Origin of the sequence: Rhizobium sp. SG_E_25_P2 (genome assembly GCF_029892285.1) — a bacterium.
Taxonomy (GTDB): Bacteria; Pseudomonadota; Alphaproteobacteria; order Rhizobiales; family Rhizobiaceae; genus Rhizobium_E.
On record NZ_JARXVM010000007.1, the window covers coordinates 183,030 to 196,416 of the forward strand.

The following is a 13,387-nucleotide window of genomic DNA, read 5'->3' on the forward strand; positions in this document are numbered from 1 at the left end:
TTTCATGAAACGCCTCCTCGAATCCGAGCTCATCTATGGTCGCCTGCTGACGGTCGACGCTCCGCATCTGATCGCCCGTTACAACAAGGCGCTCAAGGGCTTCGGCCTGCCTGAAACAAAGCTTGAGCGCTTCGACATCGACATGACCGGCTTTTCGCCGGAGATAGCGGAAGAACTGGGCGATCGCGATTATCTCGATCCGCTCAGGGTCAACAGGCGCTTCATCATCCTGACCCCGGAGCAGGAAAACCTGCCGGTGGTCCATACCAGTTTTTCCAACACCGCCGGGCTAATGCATGAATTCTACCGCGCCAATGCCCGCGCCATCAGCGCCGTCACCATCAAGGATGCGCTCTATGGCGAGATCGAGGATTCGGTGGCCAAGGTCGAGCATATCGAGGACCTGCTCTCTATCAACGAAGTGAATTTCCGCGTCCATTCCGCCGAGGATATTCTCGGCAAGGCGTCGGAATTGCGCATGCTCGCCGATCAGGTGACATCGCAGCCCGAGGCCTGGCGCGACGACGCCATGCTCAACCGCATGGTGGAGCTTGCCAAGATCACCGGCGACATCCGCCAGAACACGCTGGTGCCGGACCAGCTGGTGTTCCGCCATGACGCCTTCTGGGCCGATCATTTCGGCGGCGTCTATGTCTTTCACGATGCGCGCAACACCACGGTGATCTGCCGCGCCGACACGCCCGGCTTCAGGAAGGCCCGCCCCTGGCAGGTGTCCTATATCGATATCGATGACCACGACACGCTCTACGGTTTTCTCGCCCGCACCCGACGCATCGAGCTGCCGCAGGCTTCCTGGGTCATCGCCTCGGGCCTCTATCAGCATCGCATGCGGATGATCCTGCTCGGCCTCGCAATAGCCAAGGATCCGAGTTTCGACGCCGATCGCGCTGACATGGTCTGGCTGCAAACCTGGGCGCATATGAACGCCGACCGAGTGCTCGCCGATGGCGGCTATCCGCTGCTCAACGAAATGCTGCGCGTTGCGGATACGACCGGCAGCATCCGCATGCCCGACATCGCCGCGAAAAGCCGCTTCCTGCTGATCCGCGCGGAACCCGCCCATCCCGATCAATGGCTGGTCAACCGGCTGATCGCGGCGCTGCAGCCGCATGACTTCGTCTCACGCTTCATCTTCGACAAGCAGGGCTTCTACGCAGCCTATGAAGCCTATCCGGAAAAGTTCCGGGAGCACGTTGTGAAGACGCTCGAAAATACATATCTCAAGGACAAGGCTGGCTTTCGCCGCCGGCTCTACGGCATTCAAGAGGAGTGAGCATGCTGGACCCGATCATTGCGTTTTTTCAACGCATCTTCAGCGCCATCGGCCGCGGGATCGGCATGATCATCGCCTGGATCCTGTTTCCCTTCCTGAGCGCCAGCCGCTGGTACGCCTCGCGGGGATTGATCATCAAGGCCGTGGTCGGCCTGTTTCTGCTGATCCTCGTCGGCGCTTACGGCCATTTCATCTGGATGACCCAGGTCTGGACGGGCTTCAACCCGGACTATGTCGCCGCCTACAAGCTCGACCAGCGAAAATTCGCCGCCGGCCAGGACGTCAGCGGCGCCGAGAACGCTGCGCCGACGGCGTGCCAGACATCCGGCATCGTCGAGATCGCCGCCGATCTCATCGATCAGGAGGTCAACCAGAACGCCTGGATTTCCTCCATGCCGCTCTACAAGCTGGGCCTGTTCGGCATGGATTGGGATCATACGCCCTGGCTCGACAACAAAGCGAGCTTCCAGCGCGGCGTGAACCAGACGGTGCGCCGCACCACCGTGGAGCTGGTGGATTCTCTGGCCCGCGTGCGCGGCACGTCGGGCATCAACAACACGCTGCAGCTCGCCCGGTCCAACATGCAGTATGACGAGGGCTCCTGGTATGTCAGCTTCTCGCCCTTCGGCTTCCGCACGCCGACCCAGGACGTCTATCGCCAGGCGGTCACCCAGCTCAACCAGTTCAACACCGAGCTTGGAAAATGCCAGTCGGTGTTCGATGGCCGCGCCGACAATCTGCTCGAATTTCTCGACCGCATCGCCAACGACCTCGGCTCCACCTCGGCCATGCTCCGGGAGCGGTCAGAAAACTACAATGCCGGTTGGTTCGACACGCGCGCCGACGACCGTTTCTGGTTCGCCTATGGCCAGCTCTATGGCTATTACGGCATCCTGACCGCCGCCCGCGCCGATTTCGGCCCGGTGATCCGCGAGCGCAATCTCGCCCCACTCTGGAACGAGATGCTCAAGCAGTTCCGCGCCGCGCTCAATATCCAGCCGGCAATCATTTCCAATGGCCGCGAAGACGGCTGGATCATGCCCACCCATCTCGCCACACAGGGCTTCTACATTCTCCGGGCGCGTTCGAACCTGATCGAAGTCCGCGACGTGCTCGACCGCTGACGGGAGGGGCGAAAAGCCCCTCTTCATCCCCTCGTCACGACGCAAACCCAGCGATCGACAGATTATCGTAGAATTCGTAGACGGAGCCGTAGAGCTCATCCTTCCCGTCTGTCGTCTTGCGGTAGCCGCCAATCAACCGAAGCGTCTTGTAGCTTGTCGTTCGCGCATAGCGATGAATGACATGAAACATCGCTTTATGCCGGGCGGCGGCTTCAAAAGCTTTTGAAACAATCGGCGCGTCATCGGGATGCGTCCGGCGGATCAACTCAGCCAGATTGGCGGGCGCAGGCGAATAGGGCAAACCGTAGATTTGATGGGCGGCCTGAGAGAAGTAACAATGGCCGCTTTCGATATCCTGCCGAAAAAAGCCGTAAAGCCGATGCCGGCAAATGAGATCAGCAATATCGTCGTCACTGATATCGACAGCCTGATGACGCAATCCTTCGCGCGATATATCCCCATTGGCGCCGTCGAGCGTGTGCAGCGCCGTCGTTGCGGCGCTGATGACAAGCTTGCTGGGCTCTATGGCCTCCGCGCCTGCGCCGTCACTAGAGACCAGCACCTCGGCGCCGGAATCTCGCGGCAGGAATTCATAGACGATTCCGACGAACTCTCCGCCGCCGGGCGTGTCCCGATAATGTTCGACCAGCCGCGCCCACCGGACAGAACCATTGGCCTGCCGGAGCCGGTAGTTGAAATACCAGCCACAGCGCGCCTTGGCGGCGGTCTCGAACGCATCAAGTATGCGCTCCGCATCGACAGGGTGAATCCGGCTGAGGAGATCGACGACCTTAATGGGCTCCGACGACACCGGCAGGCCATGCATGGCGCAGGCTTGTGGCGAAAAATATGTCGCCCCATCAGAAAGATCGATTTTCAAGACACCAAAACGGCGGAAAGCGGACGCCAGATGGACAATCTCGCTGCTGGCGATGCCAATGGCGGCTTTATCGAATCCAAGCGGCGTTTCGACGCCATCATCCAGGGCAAGCAGCAACATTGACCTCACAACTTCACGCGACCGCTAATACAGCAAAAACGCGACAAAAAGCGAGCTGCATTCATAAACTCAAGTGAATTAATAGACGACGCTGAAGACGATGAGGATTTTAAAAAAACGGCCCCGTTTCTCTGGTCATAACGAGAAACGGGGCTATTCTGGCATTCCGCCGCTGATGCAAGGTCATGGAGTCGCGTTTTTGCCCTGGCGACCGCATGACCTGCATATTAGGAAGTCCCACACCAAACTTGCTCCGGCCTGACCGGTCAATTCCCGTGATCACTTATGAAATTCCGTGGCCCTCCTTGACGCGGCAGGGGTGCTTGCTACTTTGCGCAACACGCACGCCGGCCCGCGTCGAGCGCGATTTGCCTCCGAAAGCAGGAGAATCCGGCTGGAACGAGGCGACGCGCACGGGTCTCACCACTTCCGGAGAATGAAATGTCAAACCGCCTCAATTCTACGCCGAACGACATGCGGGCGTTCTGGATGCCGTTTACGGCCAATCGCCAGTTCAAGAAGGAACCGCGCCTGTTCGTGGGCGCAAAAGACATGCATTACACCACCCATGACGGCCGCACCGTGCTGGATGGCACCGCCGGCCTCTGGTGCGTGAATGCCGGCCATTGCCGCCCGCTGATCACCGAGGCGATCCGCGAACAGGCGGGAGAGCTCGATTACGCCCCCGCCTTCCAGCTCGGCCATCCCAAGGCCTTCGAGCTCGCCAACCGCCTGGTCGATATCGGCCCGGAGGGGCTTGATCATGTGCTCTACACCAATTCCGGCTCGGAATCGGTCGAGACGGCGCTGAAAGTCGCGCTCGCCTATCACCGCGCCAAGGGCAATGGCTCGCGCACCCGCCTGATCGGCCGCGAGCGCGGCTATCACGGCGTCAATTTCGGCGGCATTTCGGTGGGCGGCATTGTCTCCAACCGCAAGATGTTCGGCACGTTGCTGACCGGCGTTGACCATATGCCCCACACCCATTTGCCGGCCAAGAACGCCTTCTCCAAGGGCCAGCCGGAACATGGCGCCGAACTCGCTGACGAACTCGAGCGCATCGTCACCCTGCATGACGCCTCCACCATCGCCGCCGTAATCGTGGAACCCGTCGCAGGCTCCACCGGCGTGCTCATTCCGCCGAAGGGCTATCTGCAGCGCCTGCGCGAAATCTGCACCAAGCACGGCATTTTGCTGATTTTCGACGAAGTCATCACCGGCTTTGGCCGCCTCGGCGCGCCCTTCGCCTCGCAATTCTTCGACGTCAAGCCTGACATCATCACCACCGCCAAGGGCCTGACCAATGGCGTGATCCCGATGGGCGCCGTCTTCGTGACGTCGGAAATCCACGACGCCTTCATGACCGGCCCGGAACATCTGATCGAGTTCTTCCACGGCTACACCTATTCCGGCAACCCGATCGCCTCGGCCGCAGCCCTCGGCACGCTCGACACCTATAAGGAAGAAGGCCTGCTGACCCGCGCCTCAGACCTCGCCCCCTATTGGGAAGAGCGCCTGCATTCGCTGGCCGATTGCCCGCATGTCATCGATATCCGCAATATCGGCCTGATCGGCGCGATCGAACTGAAGCCGATCGACGGCGAGCCCACCAAACGCGCCTTCTCGGCCTTCCTCAAGGCCTATGAAAAGGGCCTGTTGATCCGCACCACCGGCGACATCATCGCCCTCTCGCCGCCCTTGATCATCACCAAGGAGCAGATCGACGAATTGATCGGCAAGCTGCGTGAAGTGCTGGTGGCGAACGCGTAAGTTTCGACACGACGGTTTGATGAGGCGGCGGCTTGGTGAGGGGCCGCCGTTTTTGTTTTTATACTATCCCAGAGCGCAGGGATCACATGTCATTTTCCGGCGAGCTTGCGTTGGAAGAAGTTACGTCAAGCCAAAATAGAAAGCTTTGTCTCACCCAACCTTTCGATGCTCAACGACGACCCGAACCAATAACCAGATGCTGAAGACGCCCCAAAGCGCCACAACCAGATAGGACGTGGCGGTGGCGCCGAGACATTCGCTCTCATCGATCTGACAGTTTCGGATCACCCCTTGCCGAAGAAAAACTGTTGAGATTGCCAACGCAAGAGCGGACAAAATCAACGTCGCCCAAGTCCGCAGTCCAGGACGGATGATCAGCGCGGATACCAGCAAAACGAAACAAGGCGAGAATGTAACAGCCGCTAAAAACATCATGTCGCAACCGAAAATTCATCCAAGCGTTTTGCGCGAATAATAACCACGAAGAATTGTAATTCCAAGAAAGCCAAACCTCCCGTGAGATGCGCAAGGCTCGTAAAAATTGAATTCAAGCCATACACAAGTTTCTCATCGTAATTTCTCCGAACCGCATGAATGCGGGCTTTCCACTGATAATGGAGTATCAGATGAAAAATTCAAATGGCGTCGCCAAATCAAGCAGCGACATGTTTCAACTGAATTATTTGAAGTTTTACCAGTTCAAAGCCGATACGGTCGCCGGCAAAATCGACCGGTACGAATCCCTGATGGACGAGATTCAGTTTTTTCGGAAAGAGATCGTGGACATTCGCCACGAGGGCGACGGCCTGACCAAAGACGAACGCAACACGATTCATCTTTACCAGAACACGATTGAAAAAGATCTCGCGGCCATTGATCGGATGCCGGACATCTCGACGCTTCATGATCGGCTGGACTTCCTGAACGACAAGATCGAGCGCCATGCCGATCTCTGGGGCATCGATTCCTGGTGACGCCAGGGGCTTGATACGCCTGAAGACGCAATTGAGTGAGTGGGCGCAAAACGCCCCCTCACGCCCCGCCGCACATATGCTGGCTGTCGGCCATTTCCCAGCTCTCGCCCGTTCGCAGATTGGTGGTGCGATAGCTGCGGCCGCGCTCGTCGCCGGGCGGGCAGTCTTTGGGGATGTCGGTGAGACACATGCGGACAGGATCGCCGATCTTGGAATTGACGATCGCCTCCACCCGGTCATAGCCGATCTGCATGCCTTCATTGGCGAAGACGACAAAGGTTCCGGTCTCAAACGTCTCATCGCCTTCCAGCCGTCCGCCGATCTCGGTGATGCTGGTTTCAGCGCATTGACTGACCTTGGTCGGCAGCGGTTGGTTCTTTCCGCCGGCCATGCCGGGACTTGAGGAAATCTTCAGGAACAGCGCCGCCAGAAAGATGCGGCGCGAAAGGGTCATCATCGGGTTTCTCCAAAATCAGGGCGCGGAATCGGATGCGGATGACTCAAGGAGACACCATCGGTGCGGATTGGACAACATGGGGCGAAAGGCGTCTCCTATGAATCAGGCCGCCCACGGCCTCGCTTTTGTCCATATCGGCCACCCTTGCCCTTCGTATCGGTTCTGATACAATCACTCCATGAAACCGATCACGTTTCTGGGCGACAGCAGGGAAGCATTGCAGCACTTTCCCGACCCGGCGCGGTATCGGGCGGGCGTCGAGCTTCGCGCGGTTCAGAGGGGGCTTGATCCTCACGACTGGAAGCCGATGAAATCTGTCGGCGCCGGCGTTCGAGAAATCAGGATCAAGGATGCGGCCGGCGCATTCCGGATCATCTACCTGGCAAACCTGCCGGATCGGGTGCTTGTGCTGCATGCATTCCAAAAGAAGACCCAGAAAACAGCGCAGAGAGATTTGGAACTGGCTGAGCGGAGATTAGACCTTTGGAACAGGACACTATGACGGTGGAGACGTTTGACGACCCGTTTGAAGCGCTCGGCGTCGCGAAGGCCGAAGCGGCCAATATGACGTTTCGCGCCGATGTCTTGTTGGCGATCCGCGAGCAGGTGAGATCCTGGGGGCTGTCGCAGGAGAAAGCGGCTGCGCGGCTGGGCGTGACGCGCCCGCGTCTCAGCGATCTCCTGCGTGGCCAGGTCGACAAGTTCTCACTGGACGCACTGGTGAATATCGCAACGGCGGCCGGCCTGCGCTTGACGATCGAGGTGGGCGGCGACAGGGCGGCATGAACTGAACTCAGATTTCAGATCAGTGGTTGTAGCCGCCCCCTCTGCCCTGCCGGGCATCTCCCCCTCAAAGGGGGAGATCGAGGGAGGCGAGCGCCGCGCGCCATATGTGAGGTAGAAGATGAGGCGAGCGGGCGCCTCTGGCCAATCTCCCCCCTTGAGGGGGAAATGTCCGTCAGGACAGAGGGGGGTGCGGCCGGGCTCAGCGATCAGAGAAGGCCCTTCCCCAACAAATCCCGATCCAACACGTGACCCCCGGCCTCGCCCCCGCTACACTCGTCCAAACAACGGAATCGGAGCAGGCCATGAGCACACTCGAACGGATGATCGATGCAGGAACGGGCAGCATACCGGCCGAAATCGTGCTCAAAGGCGGCCGCTTCTATGATCTGGTGACGGGCGAACTGGTCGCCTCCGACATCGCCATCACCGAAGGCCGCATCGTTGGCACGCATGGCGACTACAAGGGCGAAACGGAGATCGATATTTCCGGCCGCATCGTCGTGCCAGGCTTTATCGACACGCATCTGCATATCGAATCATCCCTCGTCACCCCGCATGAATTTGATCGCTGCGTGCTGCCTTATGGCGTGACCACGGTGATCTGCGATCCACACGAGATCGCCAATGTTCTGGGCACCGAGGGCCTGCAATTCTTCCTGGATTCCTCCATGGAAACCATCATGGACATCCGCGTCCAGCTTTCCTCCTGCGTGCCCGCCACGCATCTGGAGACGTCGGGCGCCGATCTGCCGATCGAGCGGCTCTTGCCGTTCCGAAAGCATCCCAAGGTGATCGGCCTTGCCGAATTCATGAATTTTCCCGGCGTGATCCACAAGGATCCCATCGCCATGGCCAAGCTCGAAGCCTTCCAGGGCGGCCATATCGATGGACATGCCCCGCTGCTGTCGGGCTATGGGCTGAATGGCTATATCGCCGCAGGCATCCGCACCGAGCATGAGGCGACTTCGGCTGCGGAAGCCATGGAGAAGATCCGCAAGGGCATGCATATCCTCATCCGCGAAGGCTCGGTGTCGAAGGATCTGAAGGCGCTGACGCCGCTGTTCACCGAGCGCCTGTCGCCCTTCATCGCGCTCTGCACCGATGATCGCAATCCGCTCGACATCGCCGAACAGGGCCATCTCGATTATCTCATCCGCACGGCCATCGCCGATGGCGCCGACATCCTCGCCGTCTATCGCGCAGCCTCCATCTCCGCCGCCCGCGCCTTCGGTCTGATGGATCGCGGCCTGGTGGCGCCCGGCCGCCGCGCCGATCTCGTGGTCATCGACAGCCTTGAGAATTGCAAGGCCGAAATGGTGTTCTCCGCAGGCCGGCGCGTGACGCCGGACCTGTTTGCGAGCCGCAAGCCGGTGGCGTCCGTGGGCACCGACAGCGTTCGCGCGCCAGAAATCACTGCAGCCGATTTCTCCGTGCCGGCGCGCGAGGGCGACACATCCGTGCTCGGCGTCATCCCCGGCAAGATCATCACCGAACATCGCCGCCTGCGCCTGCCGGTCAAGGGCAACCAGACCACGGTGGATCTCGCCCAGGATGTGCTCAAGGTCTCGGTGATCGAGCGCCACGGCAAGAATGGCAACCGCGCCGTCGCCTTTGTTCAGGGTTTTGGCCTCAAGAAAGGCGCCATCGCCTCCACTGTCGGCCATGACAGCCACAATATCTGCGTTGTCGGCGCTTCAGACGAGGATATGGCCGCAGCCGTGGCGCGGCTGAGCGAAATCAAGGGCGGCTTCGTCGTGGTGGAGGATGGCCGCGTCACCGGCGAGATCGCGCTGCCGGTCGCGGGCCTGATGAGCCTTGAGCCCTATGAAAGCGTCCGCGACACGCTGCATCACCTGCGCGAGGCCGCCTATGCGCTGGGCTCGACGCTACAGGAGCCTTTCCTGCAACTGGCCTTCCTGCCGCTGCCGGTCATTCCGCATCTGAAGATCTCGGACAAGGGGCTTGTCGATGTCGACAAGTTCGAACTGATCGACGGATGAGGCATGAAAAAAGGCGGGCGCCGCGCGGCCCCGCCTTTTTTTCGAATCTTGGCTGCAAATCAGCGCCGGTAGAAAATCAAGCCAGCGTGATAGAGAATGCCGTCCTTGTAGACGCCGTCGCTACGGACGCCGGCGTCATCATAATAGGCGATCTTGTCGCCTGCGATTTCATAGCGGCCTTCGCGGGTCGGCTTGTCGCTGACGGCGTTGCGCTCCACGAAGCGGCCATCGGCGCGCACATCGCGCTGCACCTGTCCGTCGCCGGTGATCCACATGCCCACCAGCCGACTGACGACATCCACCTCTTCGGCGCGAATATCCTGCTTTCGTTTGGCGGTCTCGCCAAAAGCTTTTCCGAAGATTCCAAATGCCGCGATCAAAGAAAACACCACCGCCATTGCATTGATCAAAAATCCACCGTCAGCCATTGATCCACCTCGCTTCCGCCTGCCTCTCGCGCTCCTCGTTGAACGCCGTGATTTTGTCGCGCAACATCTTGAACATCCTGAGCGGGACATCCCATCTAATGGCGATGTGAAGCTGGTCGTTTTTCATGGTTCTCGCTCCTTCCATCTCAGGTTCGTCGTTTTGTGCAACACGGCCAATATGCGGGAAAAGACGGCTGCAGTGGTAGACCGATCCTCCGGAAGGATTGCACATTCCTACAAAGGTTAGCATGCAACCATTTCCAGCCCCGATCGGACATGCTAGTAAATGACCATGAAATCGGGCAAAAAATGGTTCCCAAGGTGACAAGATGAAGAAATCTCAGGAACTTGCGTTTCTTATTGCACATTACGCCAACCAGGAGGGGATCGCCGCCACCCGCGTTCCCCGGCTTTTCACGGCGCGGCTCTCCGCGCCGTCGGAGCCGACCCATGGCGTTCAATCGGCGTCGATCTGTTGGATCGCACAAGGCCGCAAGCAGGTGGCGATGGGTGACCAGCTGTTTACCTATGGCGCAGGCCAGCATCTGGTGGTGTCCATGGACCTGCCGGTAATGGGCCAGGTGATCGAGGCGAGCGCGGATAAGCCCTATCTTTGCCTAAAACTCGATCTCGACATGGAGCTCTGCGCCGAGATGCTGCTGAAATATCCGGGCGGGCCCAAGAACGACGCCAAGCTCGGCGCAGCCTTGGGTGAGACGCCCGAGCCGCTGATGGACGCGGCGATCCGCTTGCTGAAGCTCAATGAGACGCCTGATGACATCGCCGAACTCGCCCCCTTGATCGAGCGGGAAATCGTCTATCGGCTGTTGCAGGGACCGCAGGGCTGCTGCATCCGCCGGGCGCTGACGCCGGAAAATCATCATCGCCATATCGGCCGGGCGATCAACTGGATCAAGGAACATTACGACCGGCCGATCCGAATTGAGGATGTCGCCTCGGTGTCCGGCATGAGCCCGTCGTCGCTGCATCAGCATTTTCGCGAGGCGACCACGCTCAGCCCGCTGCAATATCAGAAGCGGCTTCGGCTGCAGGAGGCGCGGCGACTGATCCTGACCCAATCGCTCGACGCCGCCAGCGCCGGCCATACGGTGGGTTATGACAGTCCGTCTCAGTTCAGCCGCGAATATAAGCGCCTGTTCGGCGCCCCGCCGGCCCGCGACATCGATCGTCTCAGGCGGTCGCCGGTCGCGGCGCAGGCGGAGGCCTGACCCCCGCGACGTTGCGGCGCTTGGCGAAGCGGCCATACGGGTCTATGGTCAGCGCCTAACAAAGGACGAGCTATGCTGCGGCTGCCACTCCTGCTGATGTTGATAGGCCTGTTGGCGGGATTATTGTCCCTGCCGGGCGGCGAGCGCGCGCCCGGTGTTTCAGCCGCCCGCGCCCATCACGCGATGATGCAGCATGACCACACTGCGATGGCCGATCATAGCGGCGGCCATCAGGCCAACCACGACAACGCCGCGCAGAAATGCGCAGCCTGGTGTCTGGCGTCGCTCCTGTCGCTGCCGGCTGAACCCTATGTCGACGCAACGCATGAAGAGAGCGACGCGACACTGTCGCCTGCCCTGCAGGCGCGGCTGATCGGCCGCGATCTCGCGCCGGGACTGGAGCCGCCGATCCCCTCTTTCGCCTGACATGCCGTTGCGGCGCGGTCCGCGCCGCCACGAAAAGCACAAGTCGAAAGAGACACACAATGAAACGCAGAGATTTTCTTGCGGGCGTCGTTGCGCTCGCCGGCGGCGCGGCTATCGGCCTGCCCGCTCCCGCCCGGGCTGCGGCCCGCGCCCTGACGATTTCCACCCGAACGCTCGAGGTCAACCGCCGCCCCGCGACCGTCTACGGCCTGACTGGCCCGGACGGCCGCCCCGGCCTGACATTTGCGCCGGGCGATGCTTTCCGCGTCGACCTCGCCAACAGGCTCAAGGAAGAAACAACAGTGCATTGGCACGGGCTGACGCCGCCGATCGATCAGGACGGCGTCGCCCATGCCGGCGGCATGCTGAAGCCGGGCGAAACAAGAGCCTATGACTTCCCGCTCGACCGACCCGGCACATACTGGATGCATGCCCATACGCTGCAGGAACAGAACCTTCTCGCCGCGCCGCTGATCATCCATTCGAAGGAGGATTTGGCCGCCGACCGCCAGGACGTCGTCATGCTGCTGCACGACTTCTCCTTCACGCCGGCAGAGGAACTGCTGGGACGCCTGACCTCAGGCCAGGGGCATGGCGGCATGACGCATGGCTCCATGGATCACGGAACGATGGACCATGGCGCGATGGGGCATGGCTCCATGAACGAAGCCTCCGGCATGAGCGCCTCGATGATGGCGATGGACCTCAACGACATCGACTACGACGCCTATCTCGCCAATGACCGCACGCTCGATGATCCCGAAATCATCACGGTGGAGCGCGCAGGCCGCGTCCTGCTGCGCATCATCAACGGCGCAGCCTCGACCGGCTTCACCATCGACACCGGCGCCCTCTCCGCCCTTGCCATCGCCGTGGATGGCCAGCCGATCACGCCGGTCAAGGGAAAGCTCTTCCCGCTCACCATGGGTCAGCGCATCGACCTCCACGTCGACATACCCAAAGACGGCGGCTCTTTCCCGATCCTCGCCCGCCGCGAGGGCACGCCGCACCAAACGGGACTGGTTCTGGCTACCCGAGGCGCGACGACGCGGAAAATCGCGCCTCTCGGCGAAACCGCCGGCCCGGTGCTCGATCTCGCCTTCGAAGCGAAGCTGCAGACATCCGCGCCGCTTGCCGCCCGCCCCGCCGCAAAACGCTTCATGGTTCATCTGACTGGCGACATGGCGAGCTACCAATGGGGCATGGCGGGCGCGGAGGACATCACGACGACTTCAGGCGAAAGGATCGAGATCGCCATGATGAACATGTCGATGATGGCCCACCCCATGCATCTGCACGGCCATCATTTCCAGGTGACCGCCATTGACGTCGCTCCCCTCTCCGGTGCGCTGCGCGACACCGTGCTGGTCCCGCCGATGAAGACCGTGACCATCGCCTTCGACGCCGGAACACAAGGCGACTGGGCCTTTCACTGCCACCATCTCTATCACATGGTTCAGGGCATGATGGCGCATGTGAAGGTGGGTTGATGGCCTTGGCGATGACAGGAACGAGGGCCACCTGACGCCAGCCAACGGAGCGCCGCCGAAGATCGCCAATCATCGGCGGCGCCGATTATTGTCGTCACCACTGCCTCAGGCCGAGATGCTCCACCATCGGCTGATAGTCACGGTCGGAATCAAGAAGAGCGCATCGCTGATCCAGACAATAGTAGCGGTGCGCCACTCGCACTTGGACAAATTCCTGGATTCTGTGTGGAGAACCAGCAGCTTTTTTGGCATGGCAACTATGGACCAGTAGGAGTCCTCGGACGACCGATCTTGTGACGCCTAGCAGTTGTTGACCTTAGGCTCGGATGCTCGCCATATTGCAACCGGGGCCAATTGCCGTTTAGGGTGCACTATAGTGATATCAGCCGTTTGCCGCCGAATTGTTCGG

Annotated in this window: 14 protein-coding genes; 10 read left to right on the forward strand and 4 right to left on the reverse strand. The window is 60.4% G+C overall.

The genetic code is table 11. The features are described 5' to 3' along the window. The first annotated feature begins 4 nt into the window (after nt 1-4). Nucleotides 5-1,294, forward strand: a complete 1,290-nt coding sequence (locus M2360_RS12240; protein ID WP_280775413.1) for a DUF6638 family protein — start codon at nt 5-7, stop codon at nt 1,292-1,294. A 2-nt stretch (nt 1,295-1,296) separates the two neighbouring features. Further along, nucleotides 1,297-2,418: a DUF2333 family protein gene (locus M2360_RS12245; protein WP_280775414.1), complete on the forward strand. Its 1,122-nt coding sequence runs from the start codon at nt 1,297-1,299 to the stop codon at nt 2,416-2,418. 34 nt (nt 2,419-2,452) lie between these two features. On the opposite strand, the gene M2360_RS12250 is transcribed toward M2360_RS12245, so the two are convergent. Beyond that, nucleotides 2,453-3,298, reverse strand: coding sequence for a PAS domain-containing protein (locus M2360_RS12250; RefSeq protein ID WP_280775473.1), 846 nt, complete (start codon nt 3,296-3,298; stop codon nt 2,453-2,455). A gap of 561 nt (nt 3,299-3,859) precedes the next feature. Here M2360_RS12250 and M2360_RS12255 point away from each other — a divergent pair. Both M2360_RS12255 and M2360_RS12260 read left to right on the forward strand, forming a co-directional pair. After that, entirely contained in the window at nt 3,860-5,188 is a 1,329-nt protein-coding gene (locus M2360_RS12255) for an aspartate aminotransferase family protein (RefSeq protein ID WP_280775415.1), read from the forward strand. Between the two features lie 626 nt (nt 5,189-5,814). Further along, nucleotides 5,815-6,162 (forward strand): hypothetical protein, encoded by a 348-nt coding sequence (locus M2360_RS12260; RefSeq protein WP_280775416.1) that lies wholly within the window; start codon nt 5,815-5,817, stop codon nt 6,160-6,162. 58 nt (nt 6,163-6,220) lie between these two features. On the opposite strand, the gene M2360_RS12265 is transcribed toward M2360_RS12260, so the two are convergent. Next, entirely contained in the window at nt 6,221-6,619 is a 399-nt protein-coding gene (locus M2360_RS12265; protein ID WP_280775417.1) for a hypothetical protein, read from the reverse strand. A 178-nt stretch (nt 6,620-6,797) separates the two neighbouring features. On the opposite strand from M2360_RS12265, the gene M2360_RS12270 reads away from it, so the two are divergent. The 3 genes from M2360_RS12270 (at nt 6,798) to ade (ending at nt 9,405) form a co-directional block, all read left to right on the forward strand. Continuing rightward, entirely contained in the window at nt 6,798-7,121 is a 324-nt protein-coding gene (locus M2360_RS12270; RefSeq protein WP_280775418.1) for a type II toxin-antitoxin system RelE/ParE family toxin, read from the forward strand. After that, a complete protein-coding gene (locus M2360_RS12275; protein ID WP_280775419.1) occupies nt 7,103-7,405 on the forward strand; it encodes a helix-turn-helix transcriptional regulator in 303 nt (100 codons plus the stop codon). Before M2360_RS12270 ends, M2360_RS12275 begins: the two co-directional genes overlap by 19 nt. A 302-nt stretch (nt 7,406-7,707) precedes the next feature. After that, nucleotides 7,708-9,405, forward strand: coding sequence for an adenine deaminase (gene ade, locus M2360_RS12280; protein WP_280775420.1), 1,698 nt, complete (start codon nt 7,708-7,710; stop codon nt 9,403-9,405). A gap of 59 nt (nt 9,406-9,464) precedes the next feature. Here the strand turns inward: ade and M2360_RS12285 are convergent, their stop codons facing one another. After that, entirely contained in the window at nt 9,465-9,833 is a 369-nt protein-coding gene (locus tag M2360_RS12285; RefSeq protein ID WP_280775421.1) for an Atu4866 domain-containing protein, read from the reverse strand. After that, nucleotides 9,826-9,960, reverse strand: a complete 135-nt coding sequence (locus M2360_RS12290; RefSeq protein WP_280775422.1) for a hypothetical protein — start codon at nt 9,958-9,960, stop codon at nt 9,826-9,828. The genes M2360_RS12285 and M2360_RS12290 overlap by 8 nt, the downstream gene beginning before the upstream one ends. 202 nt (nt 9,961-10,162) lie before the next feature. On the opposite strand from M2360_RS12290, the gene M2360_RS12295 reads away from it, so the two are divergent. From M2360_RS12295 to M2360_RS12305, 3 genes are all read left to right on the forward strand, one after another. Beyond that, nucleotides 10,163-11,062, forward strand: coding sequence for an AraC family transcriptional regulator (locus tag M2360_RS12295; protein WP_280775423.1), 900 nt, complete (start codon nt 10,163-10,165; stop codon nt 11,060-11,062). Nucleotides 11,063-11,134: 72 nt separating this feature from the next. Then, entirely contained in the window at nt 11,135-11,488 is a 354-nt protein-coding gene (locus M2360_RS12300; protein WP_280775424.1) for a hypothetical protein, read from the forward strand. Nucleotides 11,489-11,547: 59 nt separating this feature from the next. Further along, nucleotides 11,548-12,978 (forward strand): multicopper oxidase domain-containing protein, encoded by a 1,431-nt coding sequence (locus M2360_RS12305; RefSeq protein WP_280775425.1) that lies wholly within the window; start codon nt 11,548-11,550, stop codon nt 12,976-12,978. Nucleotides 12,979-13,387: the final 409 nt, after the last annotated feature.

Bases quoted from the DNA above. Each gene is read 5' to 3' on its own strand.
- M2360_RS12240 (WP_280775413.1), top strand. From the start codon at position 5: ATGAAACGCCTCCTCGAATCCGAGCTCATCTATGGTCGCCTGCTGACG.
- M2360_RS12260 (WP_280775416.1), top strand. From the start codon at position 5,815: ATGAAAAATTCAAATGGCGTCGCCAAATCAAGCAGCGACATGTTTCAA.
- M2360_RS12245 (WP_280775414.1), top strand. From the start codon at position 1,297: ATGCTGGACCCGATCATTGCGTTTTTTCAACGCATCTTCAGCGCCATC.
- ade (WP_280775420.1), top strand. From the start codon at position 7,708: ATGAGCACACTCGAACGGATGATCGATGCAGGAACGGGCAGCATACCG.
- M2360_RS12295 (WP_280775423.1), top strand. From the start codon at position 10,163: ATGAAGAAATCTCAGGAACTTGCGTTTCTTATTGCACATTACGCCAAC.
- M2360_RS12300 (WP_280775424.1), top strand. From the start codon at position 11,135: ATGCTGCGGCTGCCACTCCTGCTGATGTTGATAGGCCTGTTGGCGGGA.
- M2360_RS12305 (WP_280775425.1), top strand. From the start codon at position 11,548: ATGAAACGCAGAGATTTTCTTGCGGGCGTCGTTGCGCTCGCCGGCGGC.
- M2360_RS12270 (WP_280775418.1), top strand. From the start codon at position 6,798: ATGAAACCGATCACGTTTCTGGGCGACAGCAGGGAAGCATTGCAGCAC.
- M2360_RS12265 (WP_280775417.1), bottom strand. From the start codon at position 6,619: ATGATGACCCTTTCGCGCCGCATCTTTCTGGCGGCGCTGTTCCTGAAG.
- M2360_RS12285 (WP_280775421.1), bottom strand. From the start codon at position 9,833: ATGGCTGACGGTGGATTTTTGATCAATGCAATGGCGGTGGTGTTTTCT.
- M2360_RS12290 (WP_280775422.1), bottom strand. From the start codon at position 9,960: ATGAAAAACGACCAGCTTCACATCGCCATTAGATGGGATGTCCCGCTC.
- M2360_RS12255 (WP_280775415.1), top strand. From the start codon at position 3,860: ATGTCAAACCGCCTCAATTCTACGCCGAACGACATGCGGGCGTTCTGG.